This is a genomic window from Halomicrobium mukohataei DSM 12286, from assembly GCF_000023965.1.
Classification (GTDB): Archaea; Halobacteriota; Halobacteria; order Halobacteriales; family Haloarculaceae; genus Halomicrobium; species Halomicrobium mukohataei.
Genome location: NC_013202.1, coordinates 689,179 through 703,593, shown reverse-complemented (window position 1 = coordinate 703,593; position 14,415 = coordinate 689,179). Strand labels below are relative to the sequence as shown.

The window sequence follows — 14,415 nt, the reverse complement described above, 5'->3', positions numbered from 1 at the left end:
GCTTCGTACGACCAGTATGTCGCTGTTGCCCTCCTCGCGCTCGGAGACCGAGTCGTCCCAGGACGGACCGCTGCGGTTGCTCGATGTCGACGACGAGGAAGCCGACGCGGTCTTCGACGCGCTCTCCTCGCAGACGACGCGGACGGTGCTGGCGGAGATCCACCGCACGCCGGGTACGCCCGCGGAACTCGCAGAGCGAGCGGACACGACGATCCAGAACGTCATGTATCACATCGAGAAGCTCGAAGCGGTGGATCTCGTCCGGGTCACCGAGACGCGGTACTCCGCTCGGGGCAAAGAGATGGCGGTGTACGGCCCGTGTGAGAACCCGGCCGTCGTGTTCCTCGGCACCGACGACCGCAAACAGGGTCTCATCGCGAAACTCAAACGATTTCTCGGTGGCTTCCTCGCCTTCGGGCTCCTGTATGCACTGTTCGAGACAGTGACGGAACTGGTCGGCGGTATCGAGCAGTCGGCCGTGTCGGGGGCCTCGAACCCGAAGACGATACTCGTTCCGGCGACGGGGGCTGTCACGACTCTCATCGTGACGTACGTTTCCACCGACGGCGAACGCAGCTTCCCGTTCGACCCCCGCCGGCTCTCTCAGTTCAACACGATGCAACGACGAACACTCCTCGCGTCGTGCATACTCCTCGTCGGCGTGTGTACGACACCGGTCGCCCTGGCGTACAGTCCAGCCGTTTCGAACGACTACTTCCACCACACTTCGGCGGCGTCGGTCTCCGCGACGCCGGCCGACGCCGGTGTCCCGGACCTCCCGAACCAGACCGTCCACCTCGTCGTCACCGGCGACAACGACGCGCTGGCGGCCCCACTCACCGAGCGACTTTCCGCGACGCTTCGAGACCGGGGTGCCACCGTCGAACACCGCGACGAGGTCGGAGCCGTCTCCGGCAGTCTCCTGGTCGTCCGCTTCGAGACGACGACGTTCGATCCCGGCGGTCTCTCGCGGGACGCAAACGTCACGACGCAGTTCGCCTACGTCGAATCGGGCGACGGGGCAGCGGCCGAACGGATCGTCGCCAGCAAGCAGCGCTCGTTCCGTGGTGGGGCCGACTTCCCGCAGAACACGACCGGGCAGGCCGCTGGCGGTGCGTTCGTCTTCGAACGGGCCGGTGGGACGGCGTCGCCGCTCACCACGATCAAGCGTACGAACAGTAGCGCCGGGGCGTTCACCAACGAGACTGCCGCGCTCGTCGGCGATCGAGTCGTGTCGGACGCGTTCGGGGACATCTGGGACTGACGCTGCTGGCTGTCACCCTCGCAAGCCTTACTCCTCGGATCGCTGTTCCGCGCCGTCGCTGGCTGGCTCGACGTCGGTCCCGTCGGTCCAGGGTGTCTCCTCGCCCTGGCCGCCGGTCTTGTAGACGCCGCGCGCGCTGGCCACGTGGTGGTCGTCGGCGTCGTACACCTCGATGTCGACGGCCGTCACGCTCTCACCTGCACGGACCACGTCGGCGACGGCCCGCAAGTCCGCGGTCGCTGGCGCGAGGTAGTCGATCCGCATGTCGATCGTCGGCGAGACGGACTCGGACTTCGAGACGACGGCCGCGCCGCCGACGGTGTCGGCCAGCGAGAACGTGACGCCGCCGTGGGCGATCTGCCGGCCCGGGTTCGAGGAGTGCTCCTCGCGCAGCGGCAGGCGGCCCTCGGCGTGGCCGTCCGCCACCTCGTCGAATTCGATACCCAGCTCCGCGGCGAACGGGATCCGCTCGAACATCGCTCCGATTTCCATACCACTCTCAGCGTCGCCGAACAGATAAACCTGCGAGAACGCCCCGAAACTGGCGCTCTGTGGTCTCTCACTGATCGGCGACCTGCCGGCTCCGCCGGACCGCTCGCTCGGCGGCCGCCGGTGCTACTGGGGCAGACGGAACTCGATGGCCTGGCCCTCCACCTTTTTCCGCTGCGGGTTCCCTCGTTCGCTTTGCTCACGGGTCGTCCCTCCCCGTTCGCCTCGAGGCCCACCTTCGGCGCGCCTCGCACCGCTCACTGCGGGAACCACTTGCGCAAAAACGTGGGCGAAAAAGGCCGAACGCGAGCTATCGGCTCGCGTTCGGAGAACCGGCGACGCGGTCGCCGGACGCCGGTGCTACTGGGGCAGACGGAACTCGATGGCCTGGCCCTGCCCGAAGCCGACACACTCGGTCGCCAGCCCGAGTTCCGCGTCCCGTTTGTTCATCTCGTGGATCAGCGTCACCGGCAGGCGTGCGCCGCTGGCTCCCAGCGGGTGGCCGATCGCGATGGCCCCGCCGTTGACGTTGAAGCTGTCGTCGTCGAAGCCCAGTTCGCGCTGGCAGTACAGCGTCTGGCTGGCGAAGGCCTCGTTGAGTTCGACCAGATCGTACTCCTCGGGGTCGCGACCGGTCCGCTCACACAGCGACTCGACGGCCGGGACCGGACCGATGCCCATGACTGTCGGGTCGACGCCGGCCACCGAGTGGTCGCCGACTTCCGCCAGCACGTCGAGCCCGTGTTCCTCGGCGAAGGCCTCCGAGGTGAGCAGGAGGCCGGCAGCGCCGTCGGACACCTGCGAGGCGTTGCCGGGCGTGATGGAGCCGTCGGACTTGAAGACGGTGGGGAGTTCGCCCAGCTTCTCCAGCGTGGTGTCGGGACGAATGCCCTCGTCGGCGTCGACGGGGCCGTCGTCGGTCTCGATCGGGACGATCTCGTCGTCGAACCGACCGGACTCGGTGGCCTCGGCGGCGCGTTGCTGGCTCCGCAGGGCGTACTCGTCCTGTTCCCGTCGGGCCACGTCGTACTCGTCGGCGACCTTCTCGGCGGTCATCCCCATCTGAAGCTCGCCGATGTTGTAGAGTTCGGCGAGCTTCGGGTGGACGTTGTGGGTGTTCTCGCCCATCTTGACCCGGGACATCGACTCGACGCCGCCAGCGATCACGCACTCGCGCTGTCCGGCGGCGATGGCGTCTGCGGCGGTCGTGATCGCCTGTGCCGAGGAGGCACACCAGCGGTTGACCGTCGTCCCCGGCACCGACTCGCCGAGGTCCGAGAGCAGCGCGATCACGCGTGCGAGGTTGTTGCCCTGCTCGCCCCGTTGCTGGGCACACCCCCACACGAGGTCGTCGACCTGCGCGGACTCGACGCCCGTGCTCGCGAGCATCTGGTTGATCAGCGGCACAGAGAGGTCTTCGCTCCGCGTGTCGGCGTACACGCCGTCTTCTTTGCCCTGGGGCGTCCGTACCGCGTCGACGACGACTGGTGTCCGTGTCATACACCCACCGTGGAGCGCAGCCGTGTTAAAATCTCACAAACTCGGAGGCCGGTGTCGTCCGTTTACCCTCGCGAGGACCTCCCACGGACGCTCCGGTTCGATTCACTTATCCCCGTGCCCGGCGTACGTGGCTGGGAATGAGTGATCCGGAGCTAGATATCGTCGAGTTCTTGCTGACGACGAAGATCTACACCGAACAGCGTGATCTGGAACCCGACGATCTCCCGTCGGGATACCGGGCCGCGTTCTGGACCGACGGGGAGATCGAGCGACCGTTGACGCCGACCAGCAGCGCGGCCACGACCGCCACCGGCATCGAACGACCCTGGGAAGCCGTCTCGGGACTGATGTTTACCGATCGCGACGAGTTCTCCGGCGCGATCTCCTTTACCGACCGGGAGATGGCCGAGGAGTGGTACGAGAAGCGCACCGACGCCGAGCGCCTCCAGCGCAATCCGGTCATGGCCGCGGCCTTCGAGGACCGCGTCGACGGCGTCGACTACGAGAGCGCGCGCCAGCAGAACCGCCCCGCCCGCGCCGACCGGGCGCTGATCGACGCCTTGCTGGACGAAGCCTTCGACGAGGAAGAGGAAGAGGAGGGGATGCTCGACCTCGTCGAGGTCCGGGCACCCGAGGAGGTCGACATGACGATGGACCAGCTCGTCCTCACGCCCGACCAGGAGGCCGAGATCCACAAGATCGTCAAGGCCATCGAGCACCGCGACTACCTCGCCCAGATCGGGCTGCGCGAGATCGGGAAGCTCCTCTTTGTCGGGCCGCCGGGCACCGGGAAGACGAGCGTCGCCCGCGCGCTCGCACAGGACCTCGACCTCCCCTTCGTCGAGGTGAAGCTGTCGATGATCACCTCCCAGTATCTCGGCGAGACCGCCAAGAACGTCGAGAAGACCTTCGAGGTGGCCAAGCGACTCTCGCCGTGTATCCTCTTTATGGACGAGTTCGACTTCGTCGCCAAGACCCGCTCGTCGGACGAGCACGCGGCGATCAAGCGCGCGGTCAACACCCTCCTGAAGTCGATCGACGAGGTCAGCCTCATCCAGGACGACGTGCTCCTGATCGGCGCGACCAACCACCCGGACCAGCTCGACGCCGCGGCCTGGCGGCGCTTCGACGAGATCGTCAACTTCCCCAAGCCCGACCGCGACATGCGCTCGGACATCCTCCGGGTCGTCACCCAGGAGATGGACATCGCCGACTTCGAACCGGACGAACTGGCCGAACTCACCGAGGGGCTGACCGGCAGCGACCTCCGGCTCGTCCTCCGCGAGGCAGTGCTGGAAGCGCTGACCGAGGAGCGGACGACGCTCACCCAGCAGGACCTCCGTGACGCCGTCACCGACTTCGAGGAGCGGGACAACCTCAAGAACATGGACATGATCGACGGCGATCACGACGCGCTCGTCGCCGGGGGCGATATTTCCGGTGCGGATTCCGACGAGAACGCGGAGAGCGCGACCCCGGACGGCGGTCACGATCACGATCACGACCACGACCACTGACCGCCACGCCTTTGTCTGCGAGGGACTCATCCGGGGACGATGCAGGTCACGCTGCTGGGCACGGGGGACACGACGGGGACGCCGACGGTCGGGTGTGACTGTGCCACCTGCGAGCGCGCCCGCGACCGCGGCGTCGAGCGAACTCGCTTTTCGGTCCACGTCGAACGCGTGAACGGCGACTCGCTCCTGATCGACTTCAGTCCCGACTTCCGCCAGCAGTTCCTCCGCGAGTCGGTCCCGCTGCCCGACGCCGCAGTGGTTACGCACGTCCACTTCGATCACCTCGACGGGCTGGGCAACGTCTACCGGCTGGTCGACTCGCTGCCGGTGTACGCCGCCGACGAGACGGACCCCCAGACCGGTACGAGCGTCGTCGGGACGATCCGGGACCGCTATCACTACCTCGATCGGATCTCCGTCCGCGGACGGACTCCGTTCCAGCGCTTCGAGGCGGCGGGCTTCGAGGTGACGCTGGTGCCGGTCGTCCACCCGCCGCTCGTCTCGTACGGCCTCCGCGTCGACGATCCCGACAGCGGCGCGAGCCTCGCGATCTCGGGCGACACGAGCTACGCGATCGACGAGAACGCCCGCGAGGTGTTACGGGGCGCGGACCTCGCGCTCGTCGAGGGGATCGTCCACGCCGACCTCTGCTCGCATCACCCGGCCGGCGGCGATCACTACGACGACGCCGGCCGACCCCGGACGTTCGGGACCAAACACATGACGCTGACCGGTGCCCGCGCGCTGGCCGACGACCTCGCGGCCGACCGGTATCGGATCGTCCACACCGCCCACTTCGTGCCGCCCGAGCAGGCCTTTCGCGACGACGTCGCGGTCGACGGCCAGCGCTTCGAGCTCGCGGGGGCGAAGCGATGAGCGACGCCGCAACGCCCACGCCGCCATCGGACCGGATCGTGAGCCTCGACGCCATCCGCGGGCTGGCGGTGCTCGGCATCCTCCTCATCAACGTCTGGGTGTTCGCGATGCCCGAGTCGGTGCTGCTCAACCCACAGACGTACGGCGATCTCACCGGCGCGAACTACTGGGCGTGGCTGGCCGCCCACGTCTTCGCGAAGTCGAAGTTCATCACGCTGTTCTCGGCGCTGTTCGGCGCTGGCATCCTGTTGTTTACCGACAGCAAGCGCCGGGACGGCGAGGCGGCGATGGGGCTGTACTACCGCCGGATCGGCTTGCTCCTCCTCGCGGGGCTCGGCCACGCCTACCTCCTGTGGTACGGCGACGTGCTGGTCGCCTACGCCCTCTGTGGGCTCTTGCTCGTCTCGTTTCGCAACCGCGAGCCTGTGGTGCTCGCTCGCCTCGGCGTGCTCTTCTTGCTGGCACCGTTCGCCACCGAGCTGTTCGCCGCCATCGCTCAGGGGCCGTCGGTGATCGCCCAGCAGTGGCAGCCCCCGGCGGCGACCCTCCAGCAGGAGGTCGCGACCTACCGCTCGGGGTGGCTCGCACAGATGGACCATCGCGTCCCGACGGCGTTTCGGCGACAGACCTCCGGCTTCGTCGGGTCGACGCTGTGGCGTGCCGGCGGCTCGATGTTCCTCGGGATGGCGCTCTATCGCTGGGGCGTGCTGACCGGCGAGCGCTCGACGCGGTTCTACCGCCGGCTCGTCGCCGTCGGCGTCGTCGGCCTCCTGGTCGTGCTGGCCGGCGTCTGGTACGTCGAGGCCAACGACTGGTCGGCCGGGGCCGCGATGTACTGGCGACAGTTCAACCACTGGGGGAGCCTGCTCGTGGCCGGTGGCTACGTCGGCGCGGTGACGCTGTACGCGCGCTGGCGGCCGACGGGGATCGTCACCCGGACGCTGGCGGCCGTCGGTCGCACCGCCTTCACGAACTACCTGTTCCAGACGGTCCTGGCCACGTCGATCTTCTACGGCCACGGGCTGGGGCTGTTCGGGCGGCTCGATCGCGTCGAACTGCTGGGCGTGGTCGTCGCGATCTGGGCCGTCCAGATCGGGCTGTCGGTCGCGTGGCTCCGATTCTTCCGCTTCGGTCCGGTCGAGTGGTGCTGGCGGACCCTGACCTACGGCGAGCGCCAGCCCGTGTGGCGCTGACTCCGCGCCTCCGTCGTCACAAGAACCGGTCGAGTCCCGACTGTCGGCGCGCTCTCCCTTCCGGATCGGGGTCCCAGGGCGTCCGCTCGGCCCGCAGCCGATCGGCGTCGACCTCGGGGGGCTCGGCGGGCTCGAACCCGCCACACTCGCTGTCGCACTCGCTGTTGGCCTGGACCGGTCGCTCCTTCCACTCGCAGTAGGGCAGGCCGTCGTCGTCGGGCGAACAGCGCTCACACGGCGGCAGGTCGTAGGATCGCCACCCCTTCCCGTAGGCCCGCTCGGCGATGCGGCGGCGGAGTCGCGCCTTCTCTTGGGCGCTGACGATCCGGATCTCGGTCCGTCCGGGCTCCTGGGCGACGAGTTCGACGCCGGGCTCGTCGACCGGGAGCTGGGCGGGCTCGCGGCGCACCTCGCGGTCGCCGGTCTCGGGATCGAACCGCCAGACGCCGACTTCCGCTGGCAGCCGGTTGAGGTGGGCGCGGGTGACGTGTGAGGCCGTCGCGAGGACGACCGCGTCGACGGCCGCCAGCGACACGTCGGTTCGCAACTGGCGCTCCAGATCGCCCGGCCGATCGAGGTCGGGCTTGTTCTCGACGGCGACGAGGCGGTCGAACCAGTCGGGATAGCGCGTCGTCTGGCGGACGTACGTGCGACCGTTGCGTCGCTCGCGCTCGAAGAAGCCGCGCTCGCTCGCCAGTTCGAGGGCGCGCTCGGCCCGCTCCGGGTGGCAGTCGAAGGCGTCTTTCCAGTAGCGGGCCCGGCCCGGCCCCACGTCGGCCTCGACGGCCGCGATCGGGAGGCGTTCGGGCGTGATCGCCGCGCGCTCTTCGAACGCCGGACCGGGCTCGATCTGGACGACGTCGAGCACGCGGCGGCCGTGGACGCTCGCCCCGAGCTGGCGGGCCACGATCCCGTCGCGCTCGATCGCTCGACAGAGCCCGACCTCGAAAGCAAACTCGCGCACACCGTCGTCCAGGGCGGCGACGGTCAAAAACGGCGCGGCGACCACTCCGAATAGCATGGTATTTTATACCGTGGCGGGGAATAGTTGGGGGGAGATGGCATCCGTGGGTGACGGCGGTGGGAACGCGAGAGCGATCGACGTACTGGTGGTCGACGACGAGCCACAGATGGCAGAGCTGGTCGGGACCTATCTCGAACGGACCGGCGACGACCTCCAGGTAGCGACGGCGACCAGCGTCGGCCAGGGGCTCGACGCGCTGGACGACCCTTTCGACTGCGTGGTCAGTGACTACCACATGCCACAGATGGACGGGCTGACCTTCCTCGAACGCGTCCGCGATCGGGTCCCCGACGCCGTCCGAATCCTCTATACGAGCGACGGCGACGCCGAACTGATGATCGAGGCGCGCGACGCGGACGTCGACTACGTCCACAAGCAGGTCTCGACCAAACAGTACGCGGCGATGGCCACACACATCCGTCGGCGCACGGCCGCCGACTCCGTCTGACAGCCGCGTCCGGTCGAATCGTGCGTCGTGCTCCCACGCGACCGCTGTGTGGCCGAAACAGTAGGTTTATCACTCGCAGGGGGCGAACCTCTACCAAGATTACTCCCGAGATGACATCGCACAACCAACCGGAGGTGAACATCGGACTCGTCGGCCACGTCGACCACGGGAAGACGACGCTGGTCCAGGCTCTCTCAGGCGAATGGACGGACCAGCACTCAGAGGAGATGAAGCGCGGTATCTCTATCCGTCTGGGCTACGCGGACGCCACGTTCCGTCGCTGTCCCGATGCCGACGAACCCGATGCGTTCACCGCGGCCGAGCACTGTGAAGAACACGGCGTCGACACGGAGCCGTTGCGAACGGTCTCTTTCGTCGACGCGCCGGGTCACGAGACGCTGATGGCGACGATGCTTTCGGGTGCTGCCATCATGGACGGTGCCGTCCTCGTCGTCTCCGCGACCGAGGACGTGCCACAGGCACAGACCGAAGAGCACCTGATGGCACTGGACATCATCGGCATCGACAACATCGTCATCGCTCAGAACAAGGTCGACCTGGTCGACCGCGAGCGCGCCCAGGACAACTACGAGCAGATCAAAGAGTTCGTCTCCGGCACCGTCGCCGAAGACGCACCGATCGTCCCGATCAGCGCGGGCCAGGAGGTGAACCTCGACCTGCTCATCGACGCGATCGAACGCGAGATTCCGACGCCGGAGCGCGACCCCGACGCCGACGCGCGGATGCTCGTCGCACGGAGCTTCGACATCAACCGTCCGGGAACGACCTGGGAGAACCTCAAGGGCGGCGTCCTCGGTGGCTCGCTGGTCGGCGGCCAGCTCGAAGCCGACGACGAGATCGAACTCCGCCCCGGCCGCGAGGTCGAGGAGGGCGGCCAGAGCGAGTGGCAGCCGGTGACGACCGACGTGCGATCGCTCCAGGCCGGCGGCGAGTCTGTCGACGCCGCCACCCCCGGCGGGCTGCTGGGCGTCGGTACCGGACTCGATCCGTCGATCACCAAAGGTGACGCGCTGGCCGGCCGCGTGGCCGGACCGCCCGGCACGCTCCCGCCGACCCACGAGCGCTTCGAGATGGACGTCGACCTGCTCGAACGCATCGTCGGCGAGGACGGCGGCGAGGTCGAAGCGATCTCGACCGGCGAACCGCTCATGTTGACGATCGGGACCGCGACGACGGTCGGCTCGGTCACGAGCGCTCGCGGCGGCGAGTGCGAAGTCGCACTCAAGCGGCCGGTCTGTGCCGAGGCCGGCGCGAAGATCGCGATCAACCGACGTGTCGGTGCTCGATGGCGGCTCATCGGCGTCGGCACGCTCCGGGAATGATCCTCCTAGACACGAACGCACTCATGATGCCGGTCGAATGCAACGTCCGTCTGTTCGCGGAACTCGATCGCCTCGGATTCGACGAGACCGACTGTCTCGTCCCTCGGTCCGTCCTCGCCGAACTCGACAAACTCTCGGCGGGCGCGGGGGCGGAAGCGACCGCGGCCAGCGTGGGCCGGGATCTCGCGGACCGCTGTTCGGTCCGGGAGGCGGCGGCCGACTACGCGGACGACGCGGTGGTCGAACTGGCCGGCGACGACGACGTGACACACGCCGTGACGAACGACGCACCCCTCAAACGACGGTTGCTGGACCGTGGCGTTCCAGTAATTAGTTTAAGGGGCCGGAACAAACTCGCCATTACTCAACCATAACATGTACAAACGGGTTCGACTCCGCGACACGGTCGAAGTGCCCCCGCGGCACCTCGCAGACGTGTCTCCGGATCTGGTCAAGAAGCTCCTGCAGGACAAGCTCGAAGGACGAATGGACGAAGACGTGGGTTCTATCGTCTCCGTCATCGACGTCAAGGACATCGGTGAAGGGGCAGTGCTCCCGAACAAGCCCGGTGTCTACTACGAGGCAGAGTTCGACGCGCTCACCTTCGACCCACAGATGCAGGAAGTCGTCGACGGCGAGGTCGTCGAAGTGGTCAACTTCGGTGCCTTCGTCGGCATCGGGCCGGTCGACGGCCTGCTCCACGTCTCCCAGATCTCTGATGAGTATCTGGCCTACGACGAGGAGGGACAGGCACTCGCCTCCCGCGAGTCCAACCGGACCCTGGGGACCGGCGACGCCGTCCGCGCACGCATCGTCACCAAGAGCATCGACGAGCGCAACCCCCGCGACTCCAAGATCGGCCTCACGGCCAAGCAGGTCGGACTGGGCAAGCACGGCTGGCTTCAGGAGGAACGGGAGAAACGCGCCGCCGAGGCGGAAGCCGGTGATAGCTGATGGCTGATCGCCTCGTCTGTCGTGACTGTCACCGCGTCCAGCCCTCCGAAGCCGAAGAGTCCTGCGAGATCTGTGGCTCGACCTCGCTGACGGAAGACTGGGCCGGCTACGTCGTCATCGCCCACCCCGAGACCTCCGAGATCGCCGAGGAGATGGAAGTGACCGAGTCCGGCCAGTACGCACTGAAAGTCCGCTAACGTGTCTTCGCTCCGCCTCGACCTCCCGTCGTCGTTGCGCCACGAACTCAAAGAGCCGCTGGGCCCGATCTACACCGACGCCGACGCGCTGCTCGCCGACGCCACGGAGCCGGTCGTCGCCGTCGGCGACATCGTCACCTACCACCTGCTGGAGGCCGGCTACACGCCCGCCGTCGCGCTCGTCGACGATCGCACCAAGCGCGCCGCGGTCGATCCGGAGGTTCGAGACGCCGTCGGCGGGTTCGACCACTGCTGGACCGTCGACAACCCGGCTGGGACGATCACCGGCCCCCTGATCGGCGCGCTCAGCCGGGGGCTCGGCGAGGACGGGACGACGCTGATCCGGGTCGACGGCGAGGAGGATCTGGCGGCGCTGCCGGCGGTGCTCGCCGTTCCAGAAGGCGCGAGCGTCGTCTACGGCCAGCCCGACGAGGGGATGGTGCTGGTGACCGCCGACGCGGCCGCCCGCGAGCGCTGCCGGGACCTCATCGGACGGATGGACGGGCCCGCCGACGAGCTGCTGGCGGCGCTGTCCTGACCGTCGTCGCTACTCCGCGTTCGCCGCGTGGACGGCCCGCATCGCCCCGCCACACCCCTCACACTCCTGCGGTGCGTGTTCCGTGTGGACGCGCCGATCACAGCGGCGACACTCGTAGACGTGGTCGCCGTCGTCGTGTGGTGTCGACCAGAGTGGCATGTGTGGTGGTCTCTAGCGCGCGAATATTCAAAGATTTGACGGACGCACCTGCGCCGTTTGAACCGGGAGTTGACGAACTACAAACAAGCAGCAGGAGAGGAACGACAAGTAACAGACATTGCAACGAAATTTTTGGCCAACACGTACGCACTTGTATAAATATATTCTGTACAGAATAAGATAATGATAAATAGCAGATAGAGATTATTAATTATACTTAATATTTTGAACCAACATTTTTAAATAGCGGGTGTATAACATATGAACGCATGCCGTTTGACAATGAAATCGGTGCTAGCAGTGACATGAATCGGCGGAAAATGCTTCGGGGAGTTGCAGCCGGTGCTAGTCTGTTCGGTGGTGTCGGTATCGCCACAGCGGACCGAGGCTCATCTGGGCCCGGCAAGGCTAGTGAGGAATTCGCAGGCTCCAAATTTAAGCTTCGTTCGGCGGCTCACGACGATCTCTCCGTCATCAAGAACTCTGACGCGCTTAGCGAACTCCGCCAGACGGTGAGTGAAAAGACGGGACGGACAGTGGAAGACGTGCTCCCCCTGTCGATCGAAATTGAGAGCCAGCACAAAAGGATGAACTCACTTAATCCGTCACTAGCTGTCTCACTCCTGAAGGAACCCGACGCCTCATGGGAGAATACCACTCCGAAGGATCTCGGTGTTCTCTTCGCTGGGGTGGTTGACGAACCGGACACCGAGATCGACTCGGGCCTCTCAGTCCAGTCCAGCGACGGAACCGGTCGAGTCCCAGTCTCTGCCAGTGCGGTCACCCTTCACGATGATCCAACGAGTGTCAGCCGTTCATCCAAAAGTGGGCGACCCGACGACGACTCGGAGAGCCGAGTTGCATATGAGTTTTTCAGCCATCAAGAGGGTAACGGAATCGTCCAGAGTCAACGAACCGGACAACTGCCCGAGGCTCCGTCAGTCGATACAATAAGTGCTCAGAGTACGGACCTCCCAGCCAGCGTCACGCCCGAGGTGGTTGAGAGCTACCGAGATCACAACCATGTCAGCCCACAGAGCATCCACGGAGAAATTGGCTGTACAACTTGCAAGGCGGTCATTCCCGCGATCTGCGCTGGCGTTGGCCAGCTTGGGTTCTACGGTTGTGCGACTCGGTGTCTACCGCTCACGTCGACCTATCCAGTACTGGCAGCAGCCTGTGGCGTATTCTGTCGCTACGTGACCACTGTCCAAGGAGCGGCCCTCTGTGCAGCGGCGCCAGTAATTATTTGCGAAGCTGCGTTCGGCTGCTGACAGGTAGCATTATCGACCACTGACCGGATTATTTTTCATACCCCGGACAAAAAAGAGAATCAGTAATAAATGACAGATAGCATTTATCCCGAAAATGATATTTATGTTGGGTGAGAACGATCGATATGGTAAAATCTGCTATCGGAAGACTCGTTCAGCGAGTAGAACTGAAGGAAGTGATGATTATCCCGGCAGTCGCGATCGTTCTGTATCTGACAACGGGAGATGTTTTCACGTCAGTTATCGGCCCTGTAGTCGTCACGCTCGTTTTCCTGGCCTTCGCGACGGTCGATACCACGAATAACGACATACGGTACGTTCAGCTGGGGATCTTCGCCATCGGGATCGCCGGAGGAGCCGTTATGTTCATCAGCACCGACATCCCTGCTTGGTTTGGCGGTCTGGTCGCTCTCGTTTCTCTGTGGTGGGCTGGGACCACTCTAGTAAATCTCTTCCAAGGTGACTGAGCGGACGGTTCCACAAATTGGTGCTCGCGCTGGCGGGGACGTTCCGAAAGCGGGACTCGCTGTTGACGGTTGGCCCAAACAGCCCGATCGTATCGTCGGGCTGCTCGCTTACTCAAGCACGTGGACGTGGCGCACGAGCGAGCGATGCACCCGCCGTTCGAAGCGGTCCTCGACCGTCCAGCCGGCTTCCTCGGCGGCTGCTTCCCACGACCGGTCGGCGACGACCACCGCCCGCGGAGCGATCCGGCGGGCCTCCGCCAGCGCACCCGAAACGACGGCGTCCAGTTCGCCTTCGATCTTCGACTGGCGGCCGTAGGGGGCGTCGAAGACGACGGCGTCGGCGGCGTCGTCCCGGAGCGGGAGAGCGGTGGCGTCGGCACGGGCGACGGCGAAGTCGTCGAGGAACGTGTCGAGGTTCTCGCGCGCGCCGCGGACCATCTTTTCCTGTGCGTCGGTCCCGACCACGTCGGCCCCCGCCAGGCCGGCCTCGATGAGGACGCCGCCGGTGCCACACATCGGGTCGACGACGCGGCGACCGGGACGTGCGCCCGCGATGTTGACGATCGCGCGGGCCTCCATCGGGTCCATGCTGCCGGGCTGGGTGAAGGGTCGGTCCATCGGCGCGCGCTCGCCGTAGTCTCGGCGGGAGGTGGCCGCCAGCCAGCCAAGCGCACAGACGCCGTCGGCGTCGTCGGCGACTTCGCTGGCGTCGGTGGCCTGCTGGTGGCCCGCCGAGAACAGCGCCCGGAGTTCGTGGTCCGGATCGTCGAGGTCGACCGTGAAGCCCCGATCGACCAGTCGCTGTCCGAGTTCGCGCTCGGCGCGCTCGGTGTCGATCCCGGTCGTCGACCGAACGTCGACCGCGCGGACGGCGACGCTGCCGGCGCGGTCGACGTTTGCGGCGTCGAGGGTCGCGCTGGCGCTGTCGACGGTCGGCTCGCAGGTGGCGAGCAGCTCGCTGGCCCGCCGCGTGAACGCGAGGGTGCGCACCCGGTCGGTGATCCCGCGTGCGGTCGCCAGTCCGGGCGCGAGCAGGCTCACGTCGGTCGCCGCGCTGGCCGCTTCCCTGGCTGCGAAGCGATCGTCCTGGCCGGCGAGTTCGAGGACGTACACGCCCGACGGTGGGGGCCAGTGGGGTTTCAGGGTGCCGATCCGTTCGCCTTCGAAGCGAC

At 66.4% G+C, this 14,415-nt stretch carries 17 protein-coding genes; 12 read left to right on the top strand and 5 right to left on the bottom strand.

The genetic code is table 11. From position 1 onward, the window contains the following. Positions 1-16: 16 nt before the first annotated feature. Positions 17-1,264, top strand: a complete 1,248-nt coding sequence (locus tag HMUK_RS03520; RefSeq protein WP_015761717.1) for an ArsR/SmtB family transcription factor — start codon at positions 17-19, stop codon at positions 1,262-1,264. Between the two features lie 27 nt (positions 1,265-1,291). On the opposite strand, the gene HMUK_RS03515 is transcribed toward HMUK_RS03520, so the two are convergent. Then, positions 1,292-1,756, bottom strand: coding sequence for a PaaI family thioesterase (locus tag HMUK_RS03515; RefSeq protein ID WP_015761716.1), 465 nt, complete (start codon positions 1,754-1,756; stop codon positions 1,292-1,294). A gap of 357 nt (positions 1,757-2,113) precedes the next feature. Then, positions 2,114-3,253 (bottom strand): thiolase family protein, encoded by a 1,140-nt coding sequence (locus HMUK_RS03510; protein ID WP_015761715.1) that lies wholly within the window; start codon positions 3,251-3,253, stop codon positions 2,114-2,116. 137 nt (positions 3,254-3,390) lie between these two features. Between HMUK_RS03510 and HMUK_RS03505 the strand changes: the two genes are divergently transcribed. The 3 genes from HMUK_RS03505 to HMUK_RS03495 are packed head-to-tail and all read left to right on the top strand — an operon-like array spanning position 3,391 to position 6,839. Further along, positions 3,391-4,770, top strand: coding sequence for an ATP-binding protein (locus HMUK_RS03505; protein ID WP_015761714.1), 1,380 nt, complete (start codon positions 3,391-3,393; stop codon positions 4,768-4,770). Positions 4,771-4,809: 39 nt separating this feature from the next. Further along, a complete protein-coding gene (locus HMUK_RS03500; RefSeq protein ID WP_015761713.1) occupies positions 4,810-5,646 on the top strand; it encodes an MBL fold metallo-hydrolase in 837 nt (278 codons plus the stop codon). Beyond that, positions 5,643-6,839, top strand: coding sequence for a DUF418 domain-containing protein (locus HMUK_RS03495; RefSeq protein ID WP_015761712.1), 1,197 nt, complete (start codon positions 5,643-5,645; stop codon positions 6,837-6,839). Before HMUK_RS03500 ends, HMUK_RS03495 begins: the two co-directional genes overlap by 4 nt. A gap of 16 nt (positions 6,840-6,855) precedes the next feature. On the opposite strand, the gene HMUK_RS03490 is transcribed toward HMUK_RS03495, so the two are convergent. After that, the gene (locus HMUK_RS03490; RefSeq protein ID WP_049940866.1) at positions 6,856-7,803 is read right to left on the bottom strand and encodes a DUF5787 family protein; all 948 of its coding nucleotides are present in this window, start codon (positions 7,801-7,803) and stop codon (positions 6,856-6,858) included. A gap of 94 nt (positions 7,804-7,897) precedes the next feature. Here HMUK_RS03490 and HMUK_RS03485 point away from each other — a divergent pair, with 94 nt between their 5' ends. From HMUK_RS03485 to HMUK_RS03460, 6 genes are all read left to right on the top strand, one after another. After that, entirely contained in the window at positions 7,898-8,311 is a 414-nt protein-coding gene (locus HMUK_RS03485) for a response regulator (RefSeq protein ID WP_015761710.1), read from the top strand. Positions 8,312-8,421: 110 nt separating this feature from the next. Next, positions 8,422-9,654 (top strand): translation initiation factor IF-2 subunit gamma, encoded by a 1,233-nt coding sequence (locus HMUK_RS03480; protein WP_015761709.1) that lies wholly within the window; start codon positions 8,422-8,424, stop codon positions 9,652-9,654. Next, entirely contained in the window at positions 9,651-10,028 is a 378-nt protein-coding gene (locus tag HMUK_RS03475; protein ID WP_015761708.1) for a DUF188 domain-containing protein, read from the top strand. The genes HMUK_RS03480 and HMUK_RS03475 overlap by 4 nt, the downstream gene beginning before the upstream one ends. 1 nt (position 10,029) lies before the next feature. Continuing rightward, positions 10,030-10,608 carry a DNA-directed RNA polymerase gene (locus tag HMUK_RS03470; protein WP_015761707.1) on the top strand — a complete coding sequence of 193 codons (579 nt, stop codon included), beginning with the start codon at positions 10,030-10,032 and terminating at the stop codon, positions 10,606-10,608. After that, complete coding sequence (gene spt4 / locus HMUK_RS03465; protein WP_015761706.1) at positions 10,608-10,805, top strand: transcription elongation factor subunit Spt4; 198 nt, start codon at positions 10,608-10,610, stop codon at positions 10,803-10,805. Before HMUK_RS03470 ends, spt4 begins: the two co-directional genes overlap by 1 nt. 1 nt (position 10,806) lies before the next feature. Further along, the gene (locus HMUK_RS03460) at positions 10,807-11,343 is read left to right on the top strand and encodes a GTP-dependent dephospho-CoA kinase family protein (RefSeq protein WP_015761705.1); all 537 of its coding nucleotides are present in this window, start codon (positions 10,807-10,809) and stop codon (positions 11,341-11,343) included. Positions 11,344-11,352: 9 nt separating this feature from the next. Here HMUK_RS03460 and HMUK_RS17010 read toward each other — a convergent pair whose 3' ends face one another. After that, complete coding sequence (locus HMUK_RS17010) at positions 11,353-11,502, bottom strand: rubrerythrin-like domain-containing protein (protein ID WP_015761704.1); 150 nt, start codon at positions 11,500-11,502, stop codon at positions 11,353-11,355. A 269-nt stretch (positions 11,503-11,771) separates the two neighbouring features. On the opposite strand from HMUK_RS17010, the gene HMUK_RS17005 reads away from it, so the two are divergent. Together HMUK_RS17005 and HMUK_RS03455 are read left to right on the top strand one after the other, a co-directional pair. Beyond that, positions 11,772-12,776: a hypothetical protein gene (locus tag HMUK_RS17005; protein WP_126967146.1), complete on the top strand. Its 1,005-nt coding sequence runs from the start codon at positions 11,772-11,774 to the stop codon at positions 12,774-12,776. A gap of 110 nt (positions 12,777-12,886) precedes the next feature. Further along, complete coding sequence (locus tag HMUK_RS03455; protein ID WP_126967145.1) at positions 12,887-13,243, top strand: hypothetical protein; 357 nt, start codon at positions 12,887-12,889, stop codon at positions 13,241-13,243. A gap of 108 nt (positions 13,244-13,351) precedes the next feature. On the opposite strand, the gene HMUK_RS03450 is transcribed toward HMUK_RS03455, so the two are convergent. Then, a complete protein-coding gene (locus HMUK_RS03450; protein ID WP_015761701.1) occupies positions 13,352-14,356 on the bottom strand; it encodes a methyltransferase domain-containing protein in 1,005 nt (334 codons plus the stop codon). Positions 14,357-14,415 lie beyond the last annotated feature (59 nt).

Coding starts and splice junctions, on each gene's coding strand:
- HMUK_RS03485 (WP_015761710.1), top strand. CDS start 7,898: ATGGCATCCGTGGGTGACGGCGGTGGGAACGCGAGAGCGATCGACGTA.
- HMUK_RS03505 (WP_015761714.1), top strand. CDS start 3,391: ATGAGTGATCCGGAGCTAGATATCGTCGAGTTCTTGCTGACGACGAAG.
- HMUK_RS03480 (WP_015761709.1), top strand. CDS start 8,422: ATGACATCGCACAACCAACCGGAGGTGAACATCGGACTCGTCGGCCAC.
- HMUK_RS17005 (WP_126967146.1), top strand. CDS start 11,772: ATGCCGTTTGACAATGAAATCGGTGCTAGCAGTGACATGAATCGGCGG.
- HMUK_RS03515 (WP_015761716.1), bottom strand. CDS start 1,756: ATGGAAATCGGAGCGATGTTCGAGCGGATCCCGTTCGCCGCGGAGCTG.
- HMUK_RS03520 (WP_015761717.1), top strand. CDS start 17: ATGTCGCTGTTGCCCTCCTCGCGCTCGGAGACCGAGTCGTCCCAGGAC.
- HMUK_RS03500 (WP_015761713.1), top strand. CDS start 4,810: ATGCAGGTCACGCTGCTGGGCACGGGGGACACGACGGGGACGCCGACG.
- HMUK_RS03475 (WP_015761708.1), top strand. CDS start 9,651: ATGATCCTCCTAGACACGAACGCACTCATGATGCCGGTCGAATGCAAC.
- HMUK_RS17010 (WP_015761704.1), bottom strand. CDS start 11,502: ATGCCACTCTGGTCGACACCACACGACGACGGCGACCACGTCTACGAG.
- spt4 (WP_015761706.1), top strand. CDS start 10,608: ATGGCTGATCGCCTCGTCTGTCGTGACTGTCACCGCGTCCAGCCCTCC.
- HMUK_RS03495 (WP_015761712.1), top strand. CDS start 5,643: ATGAGCGACGCCGCAACGCCCACGCCGCCATCGGACCGGATCGTGAGC.
- HMUK_RS03510 (WP_015761715.1), bottom strand. CDS start 3,253: ATGACACGGACACCAGTCGTCGTCGACGCGGTACGGACGCCCCAGGGC.
- HMUK_RS03470 (WP_015761707.1), top strand. CDS start 10,030: ATGTACAAACGGGTTCGACTCCGCGACACGGTCGAAGTGCCCCCGCGG.